Genomic DNA, 25,236 nt, shown 5'->3' with positions numbered 1-25,236 from the left:
GCGCGGCGTCGCGGGCGCTCCGGTAGCGGGTGTACGCCGTGCCGATCAGAAACGCGCCGGCCGTAGCGAGCAGCGAGCGAGCAGCGAGCAGCGAGCAGAAAAGGGGTCAGGCGATCTGGGCGACGACCACGGGGTGGGGTGCGGGCGGCGCGGTGACCGGCTCGGGCGGCAGCAGGTGGTGGACCGTCGCGGCGTGGGCCTCGGCCAGGATGGCCTCCTGGCAGAGGCTCTGCCAGTTCCGGCGGGACGTCTGGCAGTCGTGCCAGGCCCTCGCCTCCTCCTCCACCGCGCGGTTCCAGACGGCTTCCAGATGGGCGGCGGAAGCCCGCTGGATGATCAGCTCCTGGTCGACCGGGTGCAGGCGGGCGTCCCAGCCGCCGCGGCCGGTGAGGGCGTCGGCCACGGCGCTGGTCGGCAGCTCACCGCGTTCGGCGGCGGCGCGGACGGCCAGGTGCAGGAAGCGCTCGCGATCGGCGTACTCGGCCGGGCTCTGCTCGGTGACCGGCGTGTGGAACGCGGCCGCCTGCCGGCTGCGCCGCGCCCGCGAGTCGGCCGCCTGCCAGGCGCGGAACGTGGCGTCGACACGTTCGGCGGCGGCTTCCCAGTGCTCCTGCCAGCGGTCGGCGGCGTACCCGGCGCTCTCCGCCGCGATCCGCACCTCGTCGGCGTAGCGGACCGACCGGATCGCCTCGGCCTCGCGGCGCAGACGTTCTTCCCGGCGCTTCGCGGCCCGGTACAGGAGTCGGCCCAGCCGCGAGCGCCGGCCGGCCTCGTGGTCGGCGCCTTCCGGCGTACGCCGGTCCGCCCACTCGCCGTCCGCGGCCGGACCTGCTGCGGCAGCACCGTCCGCAGCAGCACCCGCCGGAGCAGAAACGGCGTCGAGCCGGCCGGAAATCGATTCGACGGACGACGAGGGATTCGCGGAAATGGGGCCGGAGACGGCGGGAAAAGGATTCGTGAGCGGAGCCCGATCCGCGGAAGTGGCGGCGGACGCCGAGCCGGGAGCCACCGCCGGAACGGGAGCGGCCCGGGAAATGGAGGTGGCCGGCGTGGCGGGGACTCCGCCGGCCGGAGCGGTGGCGGCGCAAGGGCTGCCCTCATCGGCGATCTCGGCGGCGAAGGCGGTGTAGGAGATGCCGGTCGCGGAGGCGGGATCCGTGGCGAAGAAGTCGGCGAAGGCCGGCTCCGGGAGCGGTCGGCGGCGGAGCGGGCGGCCGATCAAAAACGTACATGCGTCGAGGAGCGCACGGCCCGGGTTGCGGACGCCGGCCGGGCTGGCGAGGACCACCATGGCCGGTACGGTGGCGAGCCACAGGACGGCCCAGATCGCTACCGGGGCCGGCTCGTGCAGCAGCATTTCGGCAACCATGTTCATGAGATGTTCCGCTCCGCTCGTCTGGGATTCCGCTGGCCGGGCACGTGCACGCGACCCCGGAACGACCGACGGACGGCCGTTCTCCAGGGTTCAGGCGGCGGTGCGGGGCGGTGCGCGTGAACCCGTGACCCCGGCCGAGCGCTGCGCGAACTCCACGCGCGTGCGGTCGGTGACGGGGCTGCCGGAGACCGGCTCGACGGGCCGTGCGGTGACCTCGGCCGGGGCGGGGGCCTGGGTGGCGGCCGGCGCGGCGGAGGTGGCGGACGCGCTGGAGACGGCGGCCGCGGCGGAAACGGAGGCGCTGTGGGCGACGGGTGCGAAACCGGCCGGGCTCGCGGGAGCCGCGAAGAAGGCCAGCAGCAGCGCCAGGAGCGCGGGCAACGACCGGAACACCGAGGTGCGGTGCGCGGTCGTCGTCATGGCTGTCAAGGTAATCGCCCGCCTCGGCCGGCCGCGGGACGCGGCGCGCCGAGCGCCCGGGTTCACCCGCAGGTGGCGGCCCACGGGCGCGGTTCGGGACAGTGCGGGGGATTTCCGGCCGGCTCGGAACAGGTGCTGAGACCCAGTTGGAGGAGTTGCTCACGTCCGGCCGCCGCGCGCCGATGGGACCGTTCGGACCTGGAGACTTCCAGGAGGAGCGGGAGTGAGCATGCGCAGACAGGCCGGCGACCCCGTGCTGCTCGCCGTCGTGCTCGGTGGCCTGCTCCTGGTTCCGCTGTTCCTGACCGGGCTGGGCGGCAACGCGACGTCGTGGACGGCACAGACGGTCATCGACGTACTGGACGTCTGTTTCGCCTGGCAGTTGGCGAAGCATCCGGACGTCCCGCCGGCCGGGCGGCGGTTCTGGCGCGCGGTGGTCGCCGCCTGCTCGGCGTGCGCGATCGGTGACGGCTTCCAGACCGTGACGACGTACGCCGGAGCCGGTTCCCAGGTGAGTGTCGTCCAGACCGCCTTCGTGGTGACGGGCATGATGATCGTCGTCGTCGCCACGCTGCGCCATCCGCTCGGCGGCGAGGGCCGGCAACGGTTGCGGCTGTGGCTGGACGCCGCGACCGTGCTCACCGGCCTGGCCGCGTTCCTCTGGTACTTCCTGCTGGCGAACCAGTTGAGCGGGCAGCAGGCGATCGATCGCTGGGGTGCCGCCGCGACCGCCGTGGTGATGCTGCTGATCGCGTTCGGCGTGCTCAAGCTGATCTTCAGCGGGACGGCGCCGTTCGCCCGGTTTGCCGGGGTGCTCGGCTGCTTCGGCCTGGCCGGAACGGCGCTGGGCGCGGCGGTCGCCGGGGTGCTGATCGGCGCCGATGCCGACCCGCAGCTGATGTACGTGGTGCAGCTCGTCCCGTGCGTGATCATCCTGGCCACGTTGCGGCTGCAGCTGGTGCAGACCCGGCCCGTGGACCCCGATCGGACCCGGCGGGTCGCGCAACGGCCGAGTGTCCTGCCGTACGTCGCGGTGATGGCGACCCAGCTGCTGGTGATGTACGCGCTGCGCACCGGCGCGCCCGACCTGCGTACCTGGGGGGTGGCGATCGGTGCGGTGGTGATCACGGCGCTGGTGCTGGCCCGGCAGCTCTCCGCGGTGCGCGACAACGAGCGCCTGATGACCGAGTTGGATCAGCAGCGGGAGTGGTTCCAGGCGCTGGTGCAGAACACGTCCGACCTGACCGTCGTGCTGCACAGCGACGGCGTCGTGAAGTACGCCGGCCCGGCCGCCCGGCAGATTCTCGGCGTCGACCCGGCGGAGCTGATCGGCACGTCGCTGCCGGACCGCACGCACCCCGACGACCTGCCGGAGGTGCACCTGCACACCGAGTTGCTGCTGGCCAGCCCGGGCACCGGGGTGCCGATCCAGGTGCGGTGGCGGCATGCCGACGGGACGTACCGGTGGCTGGACGTGGTCAGCACCGACATGCATCACAACCCGAGCATCCGTGGCTTCGTGCTGAACGTCCGCGACGCCGGCGAGACCCGCGCCCTGCACGACGAGTTGCGGCGGCAGGCGACGCACGACGCGCTGACCGGGCTGGCGAACCGGGTCCTTCTGCAGCGCCGGATCGACGAGGCGGCGGGCGCGGACCGGGGCACGATCGGCATGCTGCTGATCGATCTGGACGGGTTCAAGGCGATCAACGACCGGTACGGGCACCACACCGGCGATCAGGTGCTGGTGATGGTCGCGGACCGGCTGACCGGGCTGCTCGGCGCCGGCGAGGTGGCGGCCCGGCTCGGCGGGGACGAGTTCGCGGTGCTGCTGCCCGGGACCGGCCCCCAGGAGGCCGCGACGCTCGCCGAGCGGATCACCGCGGTCATCGCCGAGCCCATGATGATCGGCGATCGGTGGCTGACCGTGGGCGCCAGCGTCGGCGTCGCCTCCGGCGGAGCCGGCGAGGGCGACCGGTTGCTGCGGGAGGCGGACGCCGCGATGTACCAACGCAAGCACCGCCGTAAAGCCACGCTTCCCTGACCCGCGCCCCACGACCCGACGGGGGACCAGCACCGTGTCGCGGCCCGGTAGGGAGGCCGGCCCGCGCGCTGCGGCCCGGCCTCGCACCGGCGGTCACCAGGTGTAGAAGTTCTCCTGGGTCTGCGCGTTGAACTGCCGGGTGCGGAACCATTCGGCGCCACGGATCCGGCGGTCGTCGATCTTCAGGACGTCCAGGCCCTTCTGGATGTCGCTGGAGTAGACGTAGCCGTTGTACCAGTACGCCGACCACGAACCGCCGAGAATCATCCGCTCGGTGCTCAGCGGGCCGCGCTCCCAGTAGGCGATCTCGACCGGCTTCGCGGAGTTCGTGAAGTCCCAGACCGAGATGCCGCCCTGGTACCAGGCCTGCACCATGATGTCGCGGCCGGGCACCGGGATCAGCGAGCCGTTGTGCGCCACGCAGTTCTCGGTCGAGGCGTTCTCCCGCGGGATCTTGAAGTAGCTGCGGAACTTCAGCGTGAGGTGCTTCCCGCGGCCGGTGATGTCGTAGATCGCGTCGGCGCCGCGGTTCGGCCCGACCGTCGGGTTGCAGGTCGCGCCGCCTCCGCCGCCGAGCTCGTCGGTGAAGACGACCTTGGTGCCGGCGTTGTTGAACGTCGCCGAGTGCCAGAACGCGAAGTTCGCGGTGTCCCGGACCGTGGTGATCACCTTCGGCGCCACCGGGTTCGAGATGTCGAACAGCGCGCCGTCGCCCATGCACGCGCCGGCCGCGATGTCGCGCTGCGGGTACGCCGTGATGTCGTGGCATCCGGTGGTGGGCGAGCTGTCCTCGTCACCGCCGAAGCCGCCGTCCGGGAAGAGCACCGGGGTCGCCACGACGGCGGCCGCGGCCGGGTTCTTCAGCGGCACCTTGACGATCGAGATCTTGTCGTGCGGCAGCGCGCAGTTCGGCACGCTCGCGCCCGACAGGTTGTACGACGACACGTACAGATAAACCGATTTGTCCCTGCCCTTGCCGGGGACCAGCGTCTCGGTGTGCGATCCGCAGTCGGTCTTGACAGCGGCCACGTATCGCGGGTTCAGCGGGTCGCTGACGTCGAAGACCTTGATCCCCTCCCAGCGCGGGGTCTCGGCCGGCGCGCTGCCGGGGACCGACGCCGAGTTGCAGGAGTCGTCGGTGCGCTGCGAGTCGGTGGCGAGGAAGAGCAGGTCACCGTGGATCGACAGATCGTTCTGCGAGCCCGGGCAGACCACCTGGGTGGCGATCTTCGGAGCGCGCGGGTTGCTGATGTCGTAGACGGTGAAGCCGTTGTAGTTGCCGCCGAACGCGTACGTGCCGCGGAACGCCCAGTCGGTGTTGTAGGAGTTCTCGGCGGCGAACGGTCCGGTCTTGTCCAGGTGGCCGACCTGGGCGATGTTCGGGCTGCTGACGATCTCGTCCACCCCGGGCACGGCCGCCGCGGCCGTCGTGCCGGCGCGGGCGGGAGAGGCGATCACCAGGCCGACCATGATCACTATCGCGGCCAGCCCTCGTGAGGCCAGGTGCTTCATGGAGATCCTTCCGGCTGCGAGCCACCGGCGAGCACCACATGTGAACGTGTGCGCACCGCCGACGACATCGATGGTTTTGGTTACGATAGCCGCCGGAGGGGGATAGATGAATCGGCAATCGTGGATGGGGCTCACGGGGGTGGCGCTGATCGCCACGGCGTTGATCGTGGGCCTGCGACCGGCACCGGACGAGGCGTCGGGGCCACCACCCGGGCCGCCGCCGGTGCGGGTGGTGCTGCCCGGCCGCCCCGGCGAATCCGCCGCAGTGTCCGATTCCGATCAGGTCCGGGCGCGAGACGGGTCGACGTACAACGCGATCGACGTGGCCTACGCCCAGATGATGATCGCCCACCACGCCCAGGCGATCGCGATGGCCGGGCTGGCCCCGAGCCGGTCCTCCAGTGCCGAGCTGCGCGCTCTCGCCGGCCGGATCAGCGCCGCACAGCAACCCGAGGTCGACGTGCTCCGCTCCTGGCTGCGGGACCGCGGCAAGCCCGAGACCGAGCCCGGGCACGACCACTCCGGGATGCCCGGAATGCAGTCCGCCGCCGCTCTGGACGAGCTGGCAGCGGCCCAGGGCGCCGATTTCGACCGCCGCTTCGTGACCATGATGATCGCCCACCACCGCGGCGCCCAGCAGATGGCCGGTGACCTGCTCCGCGGCGGGGCGGACCAGCGTCTGTCCGAGATGGCCAATGAGACGGCGGTCGAGCAGGGCAGCGAGATCAACCGCCTCGACGCCCTCGGCCTCGCCTGAAGACCCCTGCTCCTGTACGACCACGGCAATGCCCCGCCCGTGCCCGGCGCGAGGCCACCGCCCCTCCGGGCCGCTGCGCGCCGCCGGCTGGGCCGGCTGGCTCTGCGGGGTGCCTCAGGGGTTGCGAAGCACCCCTGAGAACCAGCCGGGGGCTGGAGCGCGCTGCGGGCTCGAGTGGGGGCGGCCTCGCGGCGGGTGCGGACGGGCGCGGGCCATGGCCGTAGAGGCGACGTCGCGGCGGGTGCGGACGGGCGCGGGCCATGGCCGTACGGGAAAGCGGGGTGGGGGTCGGGGGTCAGAGGTGCATGCCGCCGGAGGCCTCGATGCGCTGGCCGGTGATCCAGCGCGTGTTGTCGGCGAGCATGGCCGTGATGACGCCGGCGATCTCCTCCGGCTCGCCGACCCGGCCCAGCGCGATGACCTGTGCCAGGTGCGCCCGGACCTGCTCGTCGTCACGGAGCAGCCCGCCGGCGAAGTCGGTGGCGGACGGGCCGGGCGCGACCACGTTGGCGGTGATGCCGCGCGGGGCGACCTCCTTGGCCAGGTAACGGGTGAAGACCTCGACGGCGCCCTTCATCGCGGCGTAGGCCGCGTAGCCGTCGCCGGTGAACCGGGCCAGCCCGGTGGAGATGTTGATGATCCGGCCGCCGTCGGCGATCAGCGGCAGCAGCTTCTGGGTGAGGAAGTACACGCCGCGGAAGTGCACGTTCAGCAACTGGTCGAACGCGTCGACGGTGGTGTCGGCGATCGAGGCGTGCACGCCGACGCCGGCGTTGTTGACCAGGAAGTCGAAGTCGTCGCGGCCGAACCGGTCGCGCAGCACCCGCCGCAGCTCGCCGGCGAAGGCGTCGTACGTGTCGAGCGCGCCGACGGTGAGCTCCAGCGGAACCGCGTCGATCTTCTCGCCGGGGTCGCCGCGGTGGGTGTAGACGACTTCGACACCGGCGTCGATCAGGGCCAGGGCGGTGGCCCGGCCGAGTCCGCGGTTGCCGCCGGTGATCAGGGCGATTCTGGGCATGGTGATCCCTTTCAACGACTTCTGGTGGGGGTCAGCTGACGGCGGCCAGCAGGTGCAGCTTCTCGTAGCTCTCGGAGCCGGGCGCCGCGGTGAAGACGAGCAGGGCCTGTTCCTGCTCGGGGTCGTAGAGGTTCTGGCACCACAGCTCGAGCTCACCGAGCTGCGGGTGGACGAGCGTCTTGCGGTCGGTGTGGGTCAGGCCGACCTGGTGCTCGTCCCAGATCGCGGCGAACTCGGGGCTGATCGCCAGCAGCGCGCTGACGATCTCGCCGGCCCGGCTCCCCGGGTCGGCGGCGTAGGCCCGCCGCAGGCTCGCCGTGAAGTACCGCGCGTGCCGGGGATGGTCCCGCTCGGGATAGACGTTGCGGCTGGACGGGTCGGTGAACCAGCGGTAGACCGTGGACCGGGCCAGCCCGGTGTGCCGCGTCTCGTCGCCGAACAGGGCGACGGCCATCGCGGTCTGGCGCAGCGTGTCGCCGTACCGCGACAGGATCATGGCTGGGGTGTCGCTCAGCCGGTCGAGGACGCGCATCATGCCGGGGCTGATGTGGTCGTCGCGCAGTGATCGCCGTGGCGCCGGGTGCCCGGCCAGCTGGAACAGGTGGTCCCGCTCGGCCAGGCTCAGGTGCAGTGCCCGGGCCAGCGCCGCGAGCATCTGGTCGGACGGCAGCGGGCCGCGCTGCTGCTCGATCCGCCCGTAGTAGTCGGCCGACATGCCGGCCAGCGCCGCCACCTCCTCCCGCCGCAGCCCGCCGGTGCGCCGCCGCGGGCCACGCGGCAGACCGACGTCCTCCGGTTGCAGCGCCTCACGCCGGGTCCGAAGGAAATGGGCCAGTTGTTCCCGATCCATGAGCCAAGTCTGCCGTGCCCGGATCTCCGGATGAAGGGCGTCTTCATCCAGGGATCACTTATCCGGGGACAGAGCCGTTTGACGCGGGCTGTCACCCTGTTGACCGCTGACGAACAACGGGGGACGGGTCAATTCATGGGGGACGGATTCATCGAAGCCGCGTTGAGCTTCCCCACCGTTCTCCTCACTCCCCTGCTCATTCTCGTGATCGGTTACTGGATCGTCGTGATCGCCGGCGGCGCCGATCCGGAACACGGTCCCGGCGACACCGCACTGCTCGGTGTTCCGCTGCCGTTGTTCGTGTCGCTGCTGGTGGCGCTCGCCTGGTTCGGCACCCTGGCCGGCAGCGAATGGCACGCCCGGTTGCCGCTCTGGATCGTCCCGATCGCCGCCCTGCTCGCCGCCGCCGTCGTGACCCGCCTGATCGCGATTCCGCTGCGCAGGCTGCTGCCGGACGGGCCGGACGCGTCCCGCGCCGACTTCGTGGGCCTGACCTGCGTCATCCGCACCGGGCGGGTGACCGGCACGTTCGGTCAGGCCGAGGTGCACGCCGCGGACGGGTCGTCGGCGATCATCCAGGTCCGTCAGGCCGGCGCGGATCAGCTCTCCGCCGGCACGATCGCCCTCATCTACGACGTCGACTCCGAAGGCGAGTTCTTCTGGGTCGTCCCCGCCGATATCGCCAAGAAAGGCCTTTGATGGACGTTGTCTCCACCGGTTTCGGTGTCCTTGTCGCCGTTGTCGCACTCATCGCGCTCGGCGTGTTGTTCTTCCTCAGCCGGATGTTCCGGAAAGTCGAACAGGGCAAGGCGTTGATCGTCTCCAAGGTGCGCCGTGTGGACGTCACCTTCACCGGCGCGGTGGTGCTTCCCGTTCTTCACAAGGCCGAGATCATGGACATCTCGGTCAAGACCATCGAGATTTCCCGTACGGGGCGTGAGGGCCTGATCTGTCAGGACAACATCCGCGCCGACATCCGGATCACGTTCTTCGTACGGGTCAACAAGACCACCGAGGACGTCATCAAGGTCGCCCAGGCGATCGGCACCACCCGGGCCAGCAGTGAGAGCACGTTGCAGGAGCTGTTCAACGCGAAGTTCTCCGAGGCCCTGAAGACCGTCGGCAAGCAGCTCGACTTCGTCGACCTCTACACCAAGCGCAACCACTTCCGGGATCAGATCATCGAGGTGATCGGCACCGACCTCAACGGCTACAGCCTGGAGGACGCGGCCATCGACTTCCTCGAGCAGACCCCGCTCACCTCGCTCGACCCCAAGAACATCCTGGACGCGCAGGGCATCCGGAAGATCACCGAGCTGACCGCGATCGAGTCGGTGCGCACCAACGACTTCCGGCGCAACGAGGAGAAGGAGATCACCCGCCAGGACGTGGACGCCCGCGAGGCGATCCTCGAGCTGGAGCGCCGCCGGACGGACGCGGAGATCAAGCAGCGCCGGGAGATCGAGACCATCCGGGCCCGCGAGGAAGCCGAGATCGCGCTGGCTCGGGCCGAGGAGACGCTCCGCTCCGAGACCGCCCGGATCAAGACCGAACAGCAGCTCGGCGTGCAGGCCGAGAACAAGAGCCGGGAGATCGCGGTCGCCGAGAAGAACCGCGAGCGGGTCATCGCGATCGAGACCGAGCGCATCGAGAAGGACCGGATGCTCGAGGTGATCGGCCGCCAGCGTGAGACCGAGTTGTCCACCATCTCCAAGGACAAGGAGGTCGAGACGGAGAAGCGGTCGATGGCCGAGGTGATCCGGGAGCGGATCGCGGTGGAGAAGACGGTCGCCGAGCAGGAGGAGAACATCAAGCGCCTGCGCACCGTCGAGGAGGCCGAGCGGACCCGCCAGGCGGTGATCATCAACGCCGAGGCGGAGGCGCAGGAGGCGCTGGTCAAGGACATCAAGGCGGCCGAGGCATCGGAGGCGGCGGCCAAGTTCAAGGCCCGCGAGCAGCTGCTGCTGGCCGAGGCCCGGCAGCAGGCCGCCGAGCTGGACGCCCGCGCGAAGATCCGGCTCGCCGAGGGTCAGCAGGCCGAGTCGGCCGCGTTCGGGCTGGCCGAGGTGCAGGTCCGCGAGCGCAACGCCGAGGTGATCGCGAAGACCGGCCGCGCCGAGGCCGAGGTGATCGAGAAGACCGGGCTGGCCGAGGCCGCCGTCGAGCGGCAGAAGGCGCTGGTCGCCGCCGAGGCGATCAAGGAGAAGCTGAAGGGTGAGGCCGAGGGCCTGGAGCAGAAGGCCGGCGCGATGGCCACGCTCGACGACGTCACCCGCGCGCACGAGGAGTACCGCCTGCGGCTGGAGATGGAGAAGGAGATCCGGCTGGCCGGCATCAACGTGCACAAGGAGATCGCCGAGTCGCAGGCCATGGTGGTCGCGGCCGGCCTGGAGAAGGCGGACATCGACATCGTCGGCGGCGACTCGGTCTTCTTCGACAAGCTGATCGGCTCGATCACGCTGGGCAAGGGGATCGACAGCTTCGTCGAGCACAGCTCGGTCGTCCAGGGTCTGGGCGCCCGTTACCTCAACGGCGAGGCAGACATCGCCGACGACCTGCACAAGCTGGCGAGCTCGGTGTCGACGGCGGACGTGGCGAACCTGAGCGTGGCCGCCGCCGTCGCGAGCCAGCTGAAGAAGGACCAGGCTGAGTGACCGCGTCCACCATCGACGCCGGCACCTACGAGGTGCTGCGGGCCCGGCTCGGCGCCAAGGCCCGCGAGCTGGCCGACCGTGCTGAAGCGCTGAACGAGCGCCGGGTCGGGGTCTTCGGCGCCCAGCAGACCGAACTGCTGGGCACCGAGCGGATCCGGACCGGCAACAACTGCGTGCCGGCCGACGTCGCCCCGGCCGGGGACGCGCTGCTCTTCGGCGCGAACGCGTTCCTCGGGATGAAGGCCGAGACCGCGGTGGACGACGTGTTCACCGTGGTCGACCGGCAGTTCCAGCCGGCCCAGGTGCCCGGGCTGCTGGACGACCCGGGCTTCCGGCGGGACTTCGCCGAGCTGTACCGGTACTACAAGGAGACCCGCCTGCGGCAGTTGCGCCGGGTCGAGGGGCTGCTGCTGGCGGTCTTCCAGACCGGGGCACGGGCCGACGACCTGAAGGTGCTGCGCTGGCGGATCGGCGTGGACGGGACCATCGCGTACCAGGACGCGCGGGGCGAGCGCGATCACGTGCTGCCGCCGACGCACGACTTCACCTGGACGGTCACCACCCGCGAGCAGCATGTGCTCGGGCGGCACCCGCACGTCTCGATCGAGGACGAGGTGTTCGTCGAGGCGGTCGGCGGCACGCTGACGGTCAAGGTGGAGGACAACACCGAGGACGGGGAGGGCATCTGGTCCGAGCCCGTCGACGAGCCGCTGCAGAGTTTGGCGGATGCCGAGATCGCGTACGCGCGGGTCGGGCCTCTGATCCTGCTCCGGGTCCTGCCCTACCAGGAGACGACGCATCGTCATCTGGTCTTCAACACCCGCACCCGGGACGTGCGGCGCCTGGACGGGATCGGTCAGGCGTGCCGTCGGCTGCCGGAGGACCAGGGCGTCATCTTCCCCGGCGGGTACTACCTGGCCACCGGGGTCGCGAAGACGTTCGACCAGGACACCACCGGGCTGGCGTTCGAGCGGGTGGTGAGATCGGTCAACGGCGAGGACGTGCTGCACGTCTTCCACGACGCGGGGTCGGGGCGCTATCTGCTGCTGCCCTACAACGTGATCCGCAAGGAGGTCGCGACGCCGATCACGGGCCACGGCTACGCGATCTTCGACGACGGCACCCTCGTCGTGCTGCGCAGTCCCGGCGAGGAGCCGGCGCGCGTGCATCCGGTGCAGGTGTGGCAGACGTCGTACGTCTCGGACGCCCACGCCGCGGCCCAGCCCGCCGGAACCGGACCGCTCGATCGGGTCGGCAACGCCGACCTGGTGCGGGGCATCGCCGACGCACTGTCGGTGACCCGGATGGTCGACGAGATGTCAGCGGCCGGGCCGGTCTTCGAGGCGATCATCGCGGCCTGCACCCGGGCCTTCGACACCTACCACTGGCTGGGTGAGGAGGAGCTGGAGAACCTCGCCGAGCCGCTGGCCGAGGTGCGGGCCGCCGCCAAGCAGGTGCTCGACGAGTTCGCGTCGGTGCAGGCGCTCACCGGGCAGGCCGCGCAGGCGCTCGCCGAGGCGGAGGCCGCCGCGGTCTCGCTGATCCGCAGGGCCGAGGCGGAGGCGCCGACGACCACTGACGGCTGGGTGAGCCGGCTCGCCGAGCTGCGCCGGGAACGCGGCAAGCTGGCCGGGCTGCGGGAGATGCGTTACGCCGACGTCGCCCGGCTCGACGAGATCGCCGGGTCCCTGGTCGCGGCGACCGACGAGACGGCCCGGCGCGCGGTGGAGTTCCTGCGCCGGCCGGACGCGTTCGCCGACTACCAGACCGGCGTGCAGGAGCTGGCCGCCCAGGCCGCGGGCATCGCCACGGTCGCCGCGGCGGAGCCGGTCGCCGCGCGGATAACCGAGCAGTCCGACGGGTTGCAGGTGGTCACCGAAGTGGTCGGCGGCCTGGAGATCGCCGACGCGACCGTCCGGGTGTCCATTCTGGAGCGGATCGGCACGGTGCTCGGCGGGCTCAACCGGGCCCGCGCCACCCTGGACGCGAAACGGCGCGAGCTGTCCGCTGTGGAGGGTCGGGCCGCGTTCGCCGCCGAGTTCGCGCTCCTCGGCCAGTCGGTGTCGGCCGCGCTCGCCGCCGCGGACACCCCGGAACGCTGCGACGAGCACCTGGCCCGGCTGATGGCGCAGGTGGAGACCCTGGAGACCCGGTTCGGCGACGTCGACGACTTCGGCGAGCGGCTGGCCACCAGACGCACCGAGGTCTACGAGGCGATCGCCGGGCGGCGACAGGCTCTGCTCGACGAGCGGGCCCGCCGCGCCGACCGGCTGGCCGATTCCGCCCGCCGGATCCTGGACGCGGTGCACCGGCGGATCACGACCCTCGCGGATCCGGACGAGGTCAACACGTACTTCGCCACCGACCCGATGGTGGCCAAGGTCCGGACGGTCGCCGGCGAGCTGCGCGCGACCGGTGACACGGTGCGCGCCGAGGAGTTGGAGGGGCAGCTCAAGGCCGCTCGCCAGGAAGCCGGGCGGGCGCTGCGGGACCGGCTCGACCTGTTCGGCGACGGTGGCATCCGGCTCGGCCGGCACACGTTCGCGGTCAACGGGCAGGCGGTCGACCTGACGCTCGTGCCGCACGACGGCGGCTTGGCGTACGCGATCACCGGCACTGACTACCGCGCGCCGATCACCGACCCGGCCTTCGAGCTGACCAGGGACTTCTGGAATCAGCCGCTGATCTCCGAATACCGGCATCTCTACCGGGCCGAGCATCTGGCCGCGACGATCCTCGACGCGGATCCCGCGGCCGCGGCGGCCGCACTGACCGAGGGCACGCTGCGGGATCTGGTGCGCCGGGCCGCCGAGGAACGGTACGACGAGGGGTACGAACGGGGCGTGCACGACGCTGACGCCGCGGCGATCCTGGACGCGCTGCTGCGCCAGTACGCCACCGCCGGCCTGCTGCGCTACCAGCCCCGGATCCGGGTGGCCGCCCAGCTGTTCTGGGCGTACGGCGCCACCGCCGGGCAGCGCCGGGAGTGGCAGTTGCGGGCGGCGTCGCTGGTCCGGGTCCGGGCCACGTTCGGCTCGGCCGGTCAGGCCCTCGACGACCTGCGGAGCGAACTGACCGGCACGGCCACCGATTACCTGATCGCGGCCGGCCTCTCCGTCCCGGGGGTGGCCACCGGCGAACCGGAGATCGGCGAGTACCTGATCGAGGAGTTGGCCGGCACTCCCGCCGGTTTCGTCACCAGCGCCGGCGCACGGACGTTCCTGGACCGCTTCCACCGGGAACTGGGCGGCGCGCAGTCGCCCGCGGCCCGGCAGTACACCGACGACCTGCACGCCCTCGCCGGCGAACCGGCCCTGCGGCAGCAACTGGTGTACGCCTGGCTCGAGGCGTTCCAGCACGCCAAGCCGGACGCCGGAGACCTCAACGACATGCTGGAGGCGGTCGGGGTCGAGCTGACCGGGAGCGAGCTGACCCGTTACGACGTGGCCGCCGCCGTCAGCGAGACGGTCACCGGGCTGCTCGGCACGCATCCGCGGATCAAGGACGGACAACTGGTGGTCCGCCTCGACCTGCTGCTGTCCAGCGCCCGGCACTTCCGGGAGAAGCGGATGCCCGCGTACCGGGACTACCAGAAGCAGCGGGCCGCCCTCGCCGCCGCCGAGCGGGACCGGCTACGCCTGGACGAGTTCACGCCACGGGTGATGACCACGTTTGTCCGCAACCGGCTGCTCGACGACGTCTACCTGCCGTTGATCGGCGACAACCTGGCCCGCCAGATCGGCGCGACCGGCGACGGCAAGCGGACCGACCGCTCCGGGCTGCTGCTGCTGATCTCGCCGCCCGGCTACGGCAAGACCACCCTCATGGAGTACGTCGCCGACCGGCTCGGCCTGGTCTTCGTCAAGGTCAACGGGCCGGCGCTGGGACACGGTGTGACCTCGCTCGATCCCGCCGACGCGCCGGACGCCACCGCGCGGCAGGAGGTGGAGAAGATCTCGCTCGCCCTCGAGATGGGCAACAACGTGCTGCTCTACCTCGACGACATCCAGCACACGAACCCTGAGCTGCTGCAGAAGTTCATCTCCCTCTGCGACGCGCAGCGCCGGATGGAGGGCGTCTGGAACGGCCGGACCCGGACGTACGACCTGCGGGGCAAGCGGTTCGCGGTCTGTATGGCCGGGAACCCGTACACGGAGAGCGGTCGTCTGTTCCGGGTGCCGGACATGCTCGCCAACCGCGCTGACGTGTGGAACCTCGGCGATGTGCTCGCCGGTCGTGAGGACCTGTTCGAGCTCTCCTATCTGGAGAACGCGCTGACCGCGAACCCCGTGCTGGCGCCGCTCGCCGCGCGGGACACCGCCGACCTGCCGCTGCTGCTGCGGCTGGCCGAAGGCGACGAGGGCGCCCGGGCGGACCGGCTGTCGTACCCCTATTCCGCGGCCGAGCTCGACCAGATCCTGGCCGTGCTGCGCCGGATGCGACAGGCGCAACGGGTGGTGCTGCGGGTCAACCAGGCCTACATCGCCTCCGCGGCGCAGGCCGACTCGAGCCGGACCGAACCGCCGTTCAAGCTGCAGGGGTCCTACCGCAACATGAACAAGCTGGCCGAGCGGATCGTGCCGGCCATGAACGACGACGAGCTGGAGCAGGTGCTCGACGACCACTACCTCGGTGAGGCACAGACCCTCACCGGGGGCGCCGAGGCGAACCTGCTCAAACTCGCCGAGCTGCGCGGGCGGCTCGACCCGGCACGGGAGCGGCGGTGGGCCGAGGTCAAGGCCGGTTTCCTGCGGGAGCAGGCGCTCGGCGGCAGCGAGGCCGACCCGATGATCCGGGCGGCCGGGGCGGTCACGCTGGTGGCCGACCGGATCGCCGGGATCGAGGCGGCGATCGGCCGGCTCACCAGGCAGAGCGACTAGTTCTGTCCCGGGAGCGAGGCGAGGTCCAGGTGGTGGCTGACGCGGGCCCCCTCAGAACCGGTCGATCTACTCGTCGAGGGCGGCGTCGATCTGGGCGGCCCGACCGGTCAGGGCGTTGAAGCCGGCCTCGCTGATCTTCTCGTCGTCGCGCAGGTCGTCCAGCTTGTCGGTGAAGTCCTCCAGCCGGTCCTGCGCCTTGTCCTCGTCGTCCTTGCGCACCGACTCGGAGATCTTGCGCAGCCGCTGGCTCAGCGAACGGGCCTCGTCGCGCTCCAGCTGCCGGGTGCGCACCAGCACCACGAGCTCGCGCTGCATCGCGCCGAGCACCTGACCGACCTTGACCGGCGCGGCGGCCGGCTTGGTGGCCGGCTTGCTCGTCGGCGGCGTGGTGAGCGGCGTCGTGCTCGACTCCTCCAGCGGCTCGATGCTCTGCGTCTTGAGCACCTGGACGGGAGTGCTGGCGACGGCCACCGGCACCTGGCTGTCGTCGGCGCCCGGGTCGGCGAGCGCCCAGTAACCGACGGCGATCGCGAGGAACGCGCCGGCCGAGCCGAGCACGATCAGACGGATGCGGCCGGCCCGCCGGTACTTGTCGGGCTCGGGCACGGTCGGCAGAACCGTCGTCGGCCAGTGCGGCGACGACGGCCGGGGATCATGCATGTCGGACACGGCCGACATCATGCCCCCTTCAGAGAAAGACCGGCAATCCCTGCAGGCCACGCAGCAGCAGGCCGGGGCGCCAGGTCAGGTCGCCGGCCGGAACGGCGAGCCGCAGGCCGGGATGCCGATCGAAGAGCGCGGTGAACGCGACCTGCGCCTCCAGCCGGGCCAGCGGGGCGCCCAGACAGTAGTGGATGCCGTGCCCGAAGGCGAGGTGCCCGGGGCTCTGCACGCGGTCCAGGCGCAGCTCGCCGGCGTCGGGGAACCGCTCGTCGTCACGGTTCGCCGACAGCAGGCCGATGATCACGGCATCGCCGGCCGGGATGGTCACCCCGCCGAGCTCCACGTCCTCGGTGGCGATGCGGAACGTGGAGGTCTTGAGCGGACCCTCGTACCGCAGGAACTCCTCGATGGCGCTCGGCAGCAGCGCACGGTCGGCGCGCACCCGCTCCCACGCCGTGCGGTCCCGCAGCAGCAGGTAGGCGCCGTTGCCGATCAGGTTGACGGTGGTCTCGTGGCCGGCCACCAGGAGCAGGAAAACCATCGAGGAGAGCTCGTCCTCGGTCAGCCGGTCCTCGGCGTCACGGACCTGGATCAGGCCGGAGAGCAGGTCGTCGCCGGGTGACTTGCGGCGCTCGGCGAGCAGGGCGTGGATGTAGGTGACCATCGCCTCGATCGCCGGCGCCAGTCTCGGGCCGGCCGCCGCGCCGGCGACCACCGCGTCCGACCACTCGCGGAAGTCGTCACGGTCCTCCTGGGGCAGGCCGAGCAGCTCACAGATGACCTGGATGGGCAGCGGGAACGCGAACTCGTCGATCAGGTCGGCCCGGTCCCGGCCGTCGAAACCGTCCAGCAGCTCGGTGGCGATCTGCTCGATCCGCGGGCGCAGCGCCTCGATCCGGCGGGCGGTGAAGGCCGCCGAGACCAGGCGGCGCAGGCGGGTGTGGTCCGGCGGGTCGACCGCCAGCATGTGCCGGGAGATGGCCGCGCCGATGCCCGGGGAGGTCGGGGCCGCGCCCGCCGTCCGCGACCCGCCGGCGGACTGGCCCTCCGGCGCCGGGGTGGCCTGCTTCGACAGGCGTGGATCGGTGAGGGCCCGGCGGGAGTCCTCGTAGCGGGTGACGATCCAGGCGTGCGCCCCGCTGGGCAGGACAGCGCGCCGGACCGGCCCGGTGCGGCGCCAGTCCGCATAGGCCGCGTGCGGGTCGTCCTGGAACGTCGTGCCGCCCAGGTCGACTGTCTCCTGCGTCATGGGTCCTCCCCCGAATGCCGGAATCGACTACCGACAATACCGGCGCTCGGGTGGACATATCAGTCACTCGGGCACGGATCTCCACCCGCGGGGGGCGCGGCGCCGGGCCTGAGGGCTCGAGTCTCAACCGCCGTGACGGCGGGAGAAGCGGGGCGGGCGAACCGGGAGGCGGCGTCGCCGGGTGGCCGGGCGGACGACAGGCTCCACTGAGGAGCAGTCACACACGGTGACCACGATGATACGGGGGTGCAACGGGTCTGTGCTGGCCACGGCGATGATCCCTTCCGGAGGGAGCGGGTCGGGTGTCCACTATGCGTCACCGATGCCGGAAGTGACCCAGACTTGAAGTTCTTTTAAAGATCATCACTGTGAGCGAGGATCCGAATCCTCGCCGCTGCCACTGCGGGCGGCGAGGTGGCCGATGCCGTACGCCTAACGGGTGTCGAAGTCGGGCCGGTGGCCGAAGGTCGGCGCGTCGGACCGGGTGATCACCGGGTAGACACTGGAGTGCACCTGCCACGACGGCGCGGGCCGGGCCATCGCGATCGTGCGGACCAGCGCCCGCAGCATGTCCTGCAACGCCTGGTGCAGCTGCGGATCGGTGACCAGCCCCTGCTCGTCGACGGCCCGCATGTCCAGCGGGATCCGCACGCAGGCGGCCCGCAGCAGGCGTGCGCCGCCGTGCCCGAGCGCCGACTCGAGACCGGCCCGGGCATCCTCGTCCTGCCCTGCCGCGGCCACCGACAGCCACGCGGCCGCCTTGCCGTTCAGCACGCCGCCGTCGATGAGCCATTCGAGCAGGTTCTTCAGGCTGCCGGGGAGCGAGCCCATGTACTCCGGGGTGCTGAACAGCACCGCGTCCGCTCTGGCGACCCGGGTGCGCAGGTCGACGACCGATGGCGGCGGGGCCGGGTCGCCCGGCACGAAGGCCGGCAGGTCACGCAGTCCGGTGTAGAGGGTCGCGTCGACCTCCGGCGGGGCGAGCCGGCTCGCGGTGCGCAGGGCGGCGGAGTGCAGGGAGCCGTCGCGAGTGCTGCCCGAGATCAGCAGGACGCAGGTCATGCCGAGACCATACGGTGTCGGGCCCCGGCTCGTGGGTCGCGAGGGCCGCGGCGCGGTGCGGAACGGGCCCGCTCGTCGCTCGTTCACAGCGAACTGTCAGATCTTTGCCGCACACCGGGTACGTCCGGACACGACCACGCCCGGTGAAGCTTGCGCATCGTGAAGCACCGCCCGCACTGCGTACCGTTGATCCTGCTGATCCTCCTCACCACCTCGTGCACCGCGCCGCGCCCAGCGCCCCGGCCCGCGCTGCCGGCCGCGCGGATCCGGGTCGACCAGGTCGGCTGGACCCCCGGCGAGACGAAGGTCGCGCTGCTGATGGCCCCCTCCGACGCGGCCGGTGTGACGGCGACAGTGGTCGACGGCCACGACGATCCGGTGCTCACGATCACCGCCGGGCCCAGCCGGGGCGAGTGGAACACGCGTTACCGCGCGGTCAACCCGCTGGATCTGACGGCCCTGCGCACACCGGGCACTTATCGAGTACGGATCCACGACCGGATCAGCGCCGAGTCCCCGGCGTTCCGCATCGACGCCGCCGGAAAGCTCTACACCCCGGTGGTGGCCGACACGGTTCAGTACTTCCAGGCCCACCGTGACGGCGCCGACCAGGTCGGCGGCACGTGGCGGCGCAGCCCCGCCCACCTGGACGACCGCACGGCGACGGTGCACCGCACGCCCGCTGACGACGACAGCGCGCTGGAGTCCACCGGCACCCGGCTCGACGTCGAGGGCGGCTGGTACGACGCGGGCGACTACCTCAAGTTCACGCACACCACGGCGTACGCGCTGATCGTCATGCAGCTCGTGCAGCGGGACGGCCCGGCGCCGGCCGCACTGCCCGCCGAGATCCGGCACGGGCTGGACTGGCTGACCCGGATGTACCACGACGGTGTCCTCTACACCCAGGTCGGCGTGGCCGGGAACGATCAGTACCTCGGCGATCATGACGCCTGGCGGCTGCCGCAGGCCGACGACGGGCTGGACGTGCAGCCCGGCGACCGCCGTTACTACCAGCGGTACCGGCCGGTGTTCCGGGCCGCCGACCCGGGTGATCCGATCAGCCCCAACCTGGCCGGGCGGGTCGCGGCCGCCTTCGCCCTGGGCGCGCAGCTGGAGGCGCACACCGACCCGGCGCGCGCGAGGTCGCATCTGGACAGTGCCACGCGGCTGCTGGAGCAGGCCGACACCGGCATGAGCGGCGACGAGCTGGTCACCACGGTCCCGCGGTCCTTCTACCCGGAGGAGAGTTTCGCCGACGACCTGGCGCTGGGCTGGGCCGAGCTCGCGCTGGCCGGGAAGGCGCTCGGCGATCAGCGAACCGCGGCCTGGACCGACCAGGCGCGGCGCTGGGCGGACGAGACCGAGGGCGGCGACGACGGGCTGACCATCTACGACGTCGACGCGCTCGCCGACGCCGAGATGTACCGGCTGGCGCCGGCCAACGCGCTCGTCCAGGACCTGCGGACCCGCCTGGACAGCGCGGTGAAGGCCGCGGCCGGCGACCCGATGCGCGCGACGTCCGGCGCCGGCGGGGCGGACTACGCGGCGCGGCAGCTCGGCTGGGCGGCGACCGCGTCGCTCTACCGGCGGATGACCGGCGACGGCCGGTACGACGCGTTCGCCACCGCCCAGCGCGGCGTGACCCTCGGCGCGAACGGCTGGGGCGTGTCGATGGTGATCGGCGCCGGTGCGCAGTACCCGAGGTGCCCGCACGACCAGATCGGGACTCTGACCCGCACGTCGATGACCGGTGCCGTGGTCAACGGCCCGAACGTGGCGGACCGGGTCGAGTCGCTGGAGGGGGAGACGACGGACTCGTTCTGCTCCGAGGGGTCCTACACGGAGTTCGACCGCGAGGACGCGCAGTACCTCGACGACATGCGGGTCTCCGCGACGAACGAGCCGTCCCTGGACTTCACCGCGACCGGGATGCTGGCCTTCGCGCTGGCCGCCGCCGGCTGATCGGAGCCGACCCCGCGAGCTGATCTTCGGTCGCAGTGTGTAGTCACTCGTCAACCGGCTGCTTGTGGATCCGCCCAGCATCCCGGCGACATGCCACAGTGGCCGGTTCGGTGAACCGATTACCGACCGTAGGCGTATCCCCGGGTGTGCCGTCGATGCGAGCGGCGGCTGACCGACGTTCGGGAGTGTGATCCGCAATGGCGCCATCAGAACTCACCGTGGAGATCGACGGGCGGGGCGAACCGGCCCGCACCGTCGATTACACCGCGGCGATGTGCGGCGAGACCCTGGCCGGCACGGCGTGGCTGGCCCGGCACGACGCCGAGTGCGACGACTACTGCAGCCGGGTGGCGGTGGTCTGCCTGAACCCGCTCGACCGCGTCCTGATCAAGGGTTGACATGCGGAAAGGGCCCCGCGAACGGGGCCCTTCCGGGTGTTGTGCGCCGCGTAGGACTTGAACCTACAACCCGCGGATTAAGAGTCCGCTGCTCTGCCAGTTGAGCTAGCAGCGCTTGCCAACGAGGAAGAACGTTAGCACACCCGCGGGGCGTCCCCGAACCGCGGGTCAGGCCCGGGAGCGGGGCAGACAGCACTTCTTGTACTTGACGCCGGAGGCGCACCAGCAGGGCGCGTTGCGCTGCGGCGGCCACTCCACGCCGTCGGTCGTCTCGCCGACCTGCTCCGCGTAGTCGGCGTGGGTCTCCGGGTCGGCCGGGTCCAGCTCCTCGGCCGTGGCGAAGGCCAGCAGGCCCGCCATCGACCCCGGGATCAGGGCGATGTGAATCACCCCGGAGGACGACCAGCCGGCCAGGGTGCGCTCCACGTTCGTCCGGTGGTCCAGCCAGTCCAGGCCGTAGATGTCGGCGCGCTCGGGCCAGCGCTGCAGGACCTGCGCCAGCTCCGCCTCCGGCCAGTAGAGAAGCGCCTGACCCTGCAGCTCCGGGGCGTCCGCCACCGCCTCCATCTCGTGGTAGAGGCCGTCCAGATCGTCGTGCGGAAGCTCCAGGTCCTCGCGGATGCGGTGCCGCTCGGTGAGCACCGCGAAGAGCGTGTCGACCGCGGTGAAGTCGTCGTCGCCCTTCGCGGTCCGCTCGGCGAGCGTGCGCGCGGCCTCGGCGAGCCACTCCTGCGCCACCGTGGCCAGCCCGCAGGCTTCGAGCGCCTCACCGACGTACGAGCAAGCATGTGGATCTTCCAGAAGCTCGGGCCGGAGCGCCTCGAAGACCGCTCGCCCCTCCTCCTCGCGTCCCGACTTGACCAGAAGCTCCGCATAGCAGGCACGGGACAGGCCGTCCTCACCCGGAACGGTGGCGGCCTTCTCCGCGTAGGCGAGCGCACCGGCGAGGTCGCCGGCCCGCTCGGTGATCTCGGCCGACAGCAGATAGGCGTGGGCGGCGGTCTCGTCGTCGGCGACCCGGCCCTGCTCGACCGCGGCGACCAGCTCGGCGACGACCGGCGACGGGTCGTCGAGGGCCTGAGCCGGATAAGCCATGGCGTCGATGTCGTCGATGGTGAGCAGAGTCTCAGAAGGCACGCGCCACCTTAACGCGGACAGAACGGCGAGGGTCGCACAGGCGGAACGGTGTGCGGCCCTCGTGTCCGGTACGGCGCGCAGGACGACCGGTTCGACGCCGGCTCACGAGGCGTATTCGTCCGAGATCTCGGTGGCGTAGTTCTTCCAGAGCGGTTCCATGGTCTCGGCGTTGACCGGCTGCCCGGAATCGATCATGGCCTTGAAGTCGCGGAAGTACTGCACGTACAGGTCCGGCGTGAACGTGTTCAGCATGACCGCGTTCTCGTCGCCGATGTTGGCGAACGTGTGCGGCGCCCCGGTCGGCACGATGACCCAGGTGCCCGGCCCGGCGTCGTACTGCTCCTCGCCGACGGTGAACCGGAACGTTCCCGCCAGCACGTAGAAGCCCTCGTCGTGCTGGGCGTGGCGGTGCTGCAACGGGCTCGGGGTGCCCGGCGGAATGGTGACCTCGGCGAACCCCAGCCGGTGGTCGGTGTGCTCGCCGCTCTCCAGGATCCGGATCCGGTGCGCCCCGCTGCCGAGGATCTCGCCCTCACCGGGCCGGACGATGTTCACCTTCGCCACGACTTCTCCCATGCTCATTGCCTGCCTTGACGACCACCATCCTGTTCCGGGCCGGCAGTGCGCGTCCTGGTCGTCCGCGCACGGTTGCTGGTTGTCAGCGCACGCGCGTTGTAGCCGTACGTCGCCTTGAACAGCTTGCTGAAATGGGTGGGATCGGAGAATCCCCACCGGGCGGCCACGGCGGTGACCGTACGTCCGCTTCCGGTCAGCTCGGCCCGGCAGCGCTCCAGGCGGCGACGGCGGATCAGAGCCGCGACGGTGAGCGGCTGGTCCTCGAACAGCTTGTGCAGCCGGCGTACGGAGATGTGGTGGGCGGCGGCGATGCCGGTCGGGGACAGATCGGGATCGGCCAGCCGGGCCTCGATGTAGCCGGTGATCCGGTTCCGCAGCCCTTCGTCCGGGGCCGGTTGTTCGTCGCCGAGCCGGGCCTCCAGCGCGACCGCGATCAGCTCGATGACGGCCGCCGCCGACCGCAGCGCCTCCGCCTCGCGGAACCCGGTCGCCGATCGCGCCGACTCCCGGGCCAGCACGGAGACGAGAGCGCCGGGGCCGTGGCTGCCGTCGACGCGTACGCCGATGAGCCGGTCGAGCTGCGCGGGCCGGATCCGGAGCTCCCGGCGCGGAACCAGGATGGTGACGTGCGCCGCGGCGGTGCTCTCGAACCGGAAGGTACGGGCAGGATCGAGCAGCACCAGGTCGGCCGGCCCGAGATCGGCGTCGCCGCGCCCCTGCTCGATCCGGGTCCGGCCCCGGGTCATGACCTTGACCGCCAGGTTCTCGCCGTCGGTGGCGTCGCGCTCCCGCCCCGTGCAGACGCTCGCGGGCGTTTCGAGGGAGACCAGCCGCAGCGGCCCGAGGTCACGGGTGGCGATCCGGCCCCGGAAGCCGGCCCCGGCAAGCTTGTTGACCAGCGGCGGGAATCCGCTGGCGGCCAGCTCGTCCTGGAACGTCTCGAGGTTGCCGATCATCGACCAACGATACGGCGGCACTTTCTGCACGGGCACGGCGTTCGGCCGGGGTCGCAGCGGCGCTTCCAGGCGGTGGACGCTCGGTCGCACCGGCGGCCGACGTCCCACAAGACCAAAGGGCGTATAGCCCGGAAGCTATACGCCCTTGTGATGCATGGTGCGCCGCGTAGGACTTGAACCTACAACCCGCGGATTAAGAGTCCGCTGCTCTGCCAGTTGAGCTAGCGGCGCCCGGCAACGAGAAAACGTTAGCACGGCCTCGGAAGATCCTCGAAATCGCCTCCGTACCTCCGTAAGGGGGACCCTGGATTTGCTTTCATGCGCAAGGATGGCTGCGCCGAGAACTCCAGAACGGGGCCCGACGATGGTTGACCTGCGCCGCTGTGTGGCGATGCTGCTCGCGCTGGCGGTGACGGTGCCGCTCGCCGCCTGCAGCGACGACAAGCCGGCCCTCACCGGCCCGGCCGAAGCGGCCTCCGCCGCCCCCGCCACCTCCGCGGTGCCGGAGAGCACCACCGCCGCACTGCCGGCCACCCTGTCGCTGACCCCGGCCGCCGGGAAGAAGGGCGTGCCGGTCAGCACCGAGATCGGCCTGCAGGTCAGCAACGGCAAGGTGACGTCGGTCAAGCTCACCGACGCCAAGGGCAAAGCGGTCGCCGGAGAGTTCCGCGACGACAACTCGTCCTGGGTGCCGGGTAGGACGCTGGCCACCGAGCAGACCTACACCGCCGAGGTGACCGCCACCGCGGAGAACGGCACCACCACCACGGCGAAGACCAGTTTCACGACGATGGGCGCCCCCGGCAGGCGGACCGGCACCGGGCTCTACCTCTTCGACAATCAGACGTACGGCGTGGCCATGCCCGTCGTCGTCGAGTTCAACCCGGGCATCAAGAAGGCCGACCGCGCCGCCGTGCAGAAGCGCATGTTCGTCGAGACCACCCCGTCGCAGCCGGGCACCTGGTCGTGGACGTCGAGCGGCACGCAGGCGTACTACCGCGCCCCGGAGTACTGGCAGACCGGCACCACGATCAAGGTGCGGATCGCGGTCGGCGGCCTGCCCACCGGCAAGGGGATCTACGGCGACAGGGATCGCTCGGCAACCTCGAAGATCGGGCGGAAGTTCGAGATGAACGTCGACAACGCCACCAAGAAGATGACGGTGGTGCAGGACGGCAAGACGATCAAGACGATGCCGGTGAGCCTCGGCAAGAAGAGCACCCCTTCGTCGAGCGGGCACATGGTCGTCATGGAGAAGATGGAGTCGACCGTCTTCGACACCACCGACACCGACGGCGCCGGCGGCTACCGCACCAACATCCAGTACGCGCAGCGGCTCACCTGGAGCGGTCAGTACATCCACTCGGCGCCGTGGTCCACCGGCTCGCAGGGCCGCACGAACGTGTCCCACGGATGTGTCAACGTCGGCCCGTCGAACGCCAGCTGGTTGTTCGCCAAGACGCTCGTCGGCGACCCGGTCACGGTGAAGGGCACCGGCGACGCCCTCGACTACGGCAACGGGTGGACGCCATGGGACGTGAGCTGGAAGAAGTTCGCCGAGGGCAGCGCGCTCCCGGTGCCCGCGGAACTCGGCTGAGACCGTGCCCGGCCGGCGTGTCAGGGTTCGCCGCGACACACCGATAGGTCCGGTGTGGCGTTCGCGGCACGAATCCGGGATTGGTCAACTGGCTTTTCAGGGGCAGTATTGGGCGCCGGGGAG

The 25,236-nt window shown here is 71.2% G+C and carries 19 protein-coding genes and 2 tRNA genes; 8 read left to right on the top strand and 13 right to left on the bottom strand.

Annotated features, from left to right (window positions below; genetic code table 11):
- Positions 1-106 precede the first annotated feature (106 nt).
- Together Acy02nite_RS11560 and Acy02nite_RS11555 are read right to left on the bottom strand one after the other, a co-directional pair.
- On the bottom strand, positions 107-1,375 hold the full coding sequence (locus tag Acy02nite_RS11560) for a hypothetical protein (protein ID WP_203739958.1): 1,269 nt from the start codon (positions 1,373-1,375) through the stop codon (positions 107-109).
- A 90-nt stretch (positions 1,376-1,465) separates the two neighbouring features.
- On the bottom strand, positions 1,466-1,795 hold the full coding sequence (locus Acy02nite_RS11555) for a hypothetical protein (protein ID WP_203739957.1): 330 nt from the start codon (positions 1,793-1,795) through the stop codon (positions 1,466-1,468).
- A gap of 229 nt (positions 1,796-2,024) precedes the next feature.
- On the opposite strand from Acy02nite_RS11555, the gene Acy02nite_RS11550 reads away from it, so the two are divergent.
- On the top strand, positions 2,025-3,839 hold the full coding sequence (locus tag Acy02nite_RS11550) for a sensor domain-containing diguanylate cyclase (protein ID WP_239174630.1): 1,815 nt from the start codon (positions 2,025-2,027) through the stop codon (positions 3,837-3,839).
- Positions 3,840-3,932: 93 nt separating this feature from the next.
- Here the strand turns inward: Acy02nite_RS11550 and Acy02nite_RS11545 are convergent, their stop codons facing one another.
- The gene (locus Acy02nite_RS11545) at positions 3,933-5,351 is read right to left on the bottom strand and encodes an LVIVD repeat-containing protein (protein ID WP_203739955.1); all 1,419 of its coding nucleotides are present in this window, start codon (positions 5,349-5,351) and stop codon (positions 3,933-3,935) included.
- Positions 5,352-5,457: 106 nt separating this feature from the next.
- Between Acy02nite_RS11545 and Acy02nite_RS11540 the strand changes: the two genes are divergently transcribed.
- Complete coding sequence (locus tag Acy02nite_RS11540; protein WP_203739954.1) at positions 5,458-6,108, top strand: DUF305 domain-containing protein; 651 nt, start codon at positions 5,458-5,460, stop codon at positions 6,106-6,108.
- A 295-nt stretch (positions 6,109-6,403) separates the two neighbouring features.
- Here the strand turns inward: Acy02nite_RS11540 and Acy02nite_RS11535 are convergent, their stop codons facing one another.
- Together Acy02nite_RS11535 and Acy02nite_RS11530 are read right to left on the bottom strand one after the other, a co-directional pair.
- Positions 6,404-7,126 (bottom strand): SDR family NAD(P)-dependent oxidoreductase, encoded by a 723-nt coding sequence (locus Acy02nite_RS11535; protein WP_203739953.1) that lies wholly within the window; start codon positions 7,124-7,126, stop codon positions 6,404-6,406.
- Positions 7,127-7,157: 31 nt separating this feature from the next.
- Positions 7,158-7,976, bottom strand: coding sequence for a helix-turn-helix transcriptional regulator (locus Acy02nite_RS11530; RefSeq protein WP_203739952.1), 819 nt, complete (start codon positions 7,974-7,976; stop codon positions 7,158-7,160).
- Between the two features lie 135 nt (positions 7,977-8,111).
- Between Acy02nite_RS11530 and Acy02nite_RS11525 the strand changes: the two genes are divergently transcribed.
- Genes Acy02nite_RS11525 through Acy02nite_RS11515 form a run of 3 tightly spaced genes read left to right on the top strand, consistent with a single transcriptional unit; the run spans position 8,112 to position 15,510 of the window.
- Entirely contained in the window at positions 8,112-8,675 is a 564-nt protein-coding gene (locus Acy02nite_RS11525; RefSeq protein WP_203739951.1) for an OB-fold-containig protein, read from the top strand.
- Entirely contained in the window at positions 8,675-10,630 is a 1,956-nt protein-coding gene (locus Acy02nite_RS11520) for an SPFH domain-containing protein (protein ID WP_203739950.1), read from the top strand. The genes Acy02nite_RS11525 and Acy02nite_RS11520 overlap by 1 nt, the downstream gene beginning before the upstream one ends.
- Positions 10,627-15,510 carry a DNA repair ATPase gene (locus Acy02nite_RS11515; RefSeq protein WP_203739949.1) on the top strand — a complete coding sequence of 1,628 codons (4,884 nt, stop codon included), beginning with the start codon at positions 10,627-10,629 and terminating at the stop codon, positions 15,508-15,510. Before Acy02nite_RS11520 ends, Acy02nite_RS11515 begins: the two co-directional genes overlap by 4 nt.
- 66 nt (positions 15,511-15,576) lie before the next feature.
- On the opposite strand, the gene Acy02nite_RS11510 is transcribed toward Acy02nite_RS11515, so the two are convergent.
- The 3 genes from Acy02nite_RS11510 to Acy02nite_RS11500 form a co-directional block, all read right to left on the bottom strand.
- Positions 15,577-16,170 (bottom strand): FIMAH domain-containing protein, encoded by a 594-nt coding sequence (locus Acy02nite_RS11510; RefSeq protein ID WP_425548134.1) that lies wholly within the window; start codon positions 16,168-16,170, stop codon positions 15,577-15,579.
- 28 nt (positions 16,171-16,198) lie between these two features.
- Positions 16,199-17,422 (bottom strand): cytochrome P450 family protein, encoded by a 1,224-nt coding sequence (locus tag Acy02nite_RS11505; protein ID WP_203739947.1) that lies wholly within the window; start codon positions 17,420-17,422, stop codon positions 16,199-16,201.
- A 432-nt stretch (positions 17,423-17,854) separates the two neighbouring features.
- A complete protein-coding gene (locus Acy02nite_RS11500; RefSeq protein WP_203739946.1) occupies positions 17,855-18,484 on the bottom strand; it encodes an NADPH-dependent FMN reductase in 630 nt (209 codons plus the stop codon).
- 159 nt (positions 18,485-18,643) lie between these two features.
- Here Acy02nite_RS11500 and Acy02nite_RS11495 point away from each other — a divergent pair, with 159 nt between their 5' ends.
- Complete coding sequence (locus Acy02nite_RS11495) at positions 18,644-20,449, top strand: glycoside hydrolase family 9 protein (RefSeq protein ID WP_203739945.1); 1,806 nt, start codon at positions 18,644-18,646, stop codon at positions 20,447-20,449.
- Positions 20,450-20,646: 197 nt separating this feature from the next.
- Positions 20,647-20,847, top strand: a complete 201-nt coding sequence (locus Acy02nite_RS11490; protein WP_203739944.1) for a hypothetical protein — start codon at positions 20,647-20,649, stop codon at positions 20,845-20,847.
- A 42-nt stretch (positions 20,848-20,889) separates the two neighbouring features.
- On the opposite strand, the gene Acy02nite_RS11485 is transcribed toward Acy02nite_RS11490, so the two are convergent.
- The 5 genes from Acy02nite_RS11485 to Acy02nite_RS11465 all read right to left on the bottom strand — a co-directional run bounded on the left by Acy02nite_RS11485 (position 20,890) and on the right by Acy02nite_RS11465 (position 23,747).
- Positions 20,890-20,962: transfer RNA gene (locus Acy02nite_RS11485), tRNA-Lys, on the bottom strand.
- A 53-nt stretch (positions 20,963-21,015) separates the two neighbouring features.
- Entirely contained in the window at positions 21,016-21,984 is a 969-nt protein-coding gene (locus tag Acy02nite_RS11480) for an SEC-C domain-containing protein (protein ID WP_203739943.1), read from the bottom strand.
- 102 nt (positions 21,985-22,086) lie between these two features.
- Entirely contained in the window at positions 22,087-22,560 is a 474-nt protein-coding gene (locus Acy02nite_RS11475; RefSeq protein WP_239174582.1) for a cupin domain-containing protein, read from the bottom strand.
- Positions 22,561-22,562: 2 nt separating this feature from the next.
- Complete coding sequence (locus tag Acy02nite_RS11470; protein ID WP_203739942.1) at positions 22,563-23,516, bottom strand: helix-turn-helix domain-containing protein; 954 nt, start codon at positions 23,514-23,516, stop codon at positions 22,563-22,565.
- 155 nt (positions 23,517-23,671) lie between these two features.
- Positions 23,672-23,747: transfer RNA gene (locus Acy02nite_RS11465), tRNA-Lys, on the bottom strand.
- Between the two features lie 133 nt (positions 23,748-23,880).
- On the opposite strand from Acy02nite_RS11465, the gene Acy02nite_RS11460 reads away from it, so the two are divergent.
- Entirely contained in the window at positions 23,881-25,113 is a 1,233-nt protein-coding gene (locus Acy02nite_RS11460; RefSeq protein WP_203739941.1) for a L,D-transpeptidase, read from the top strand.
- Positions 25,114-25,236 lie beyond the last annotated feature (123 nt).

The organism is Actinoplanes cyaneus (genome assembly GCF_016862095.1).
Lineage (GTDB): Bacteria > Actinomycetota > Actinomycetes > Mycobacteriales > Micromonosporaceae > Actinoplanes > Actinoplanes cyaneus.
Note: the sequence above shows the minus strand (reverse complement) of the source record. Positions and strands in the feature narration are given on the sequence as shown.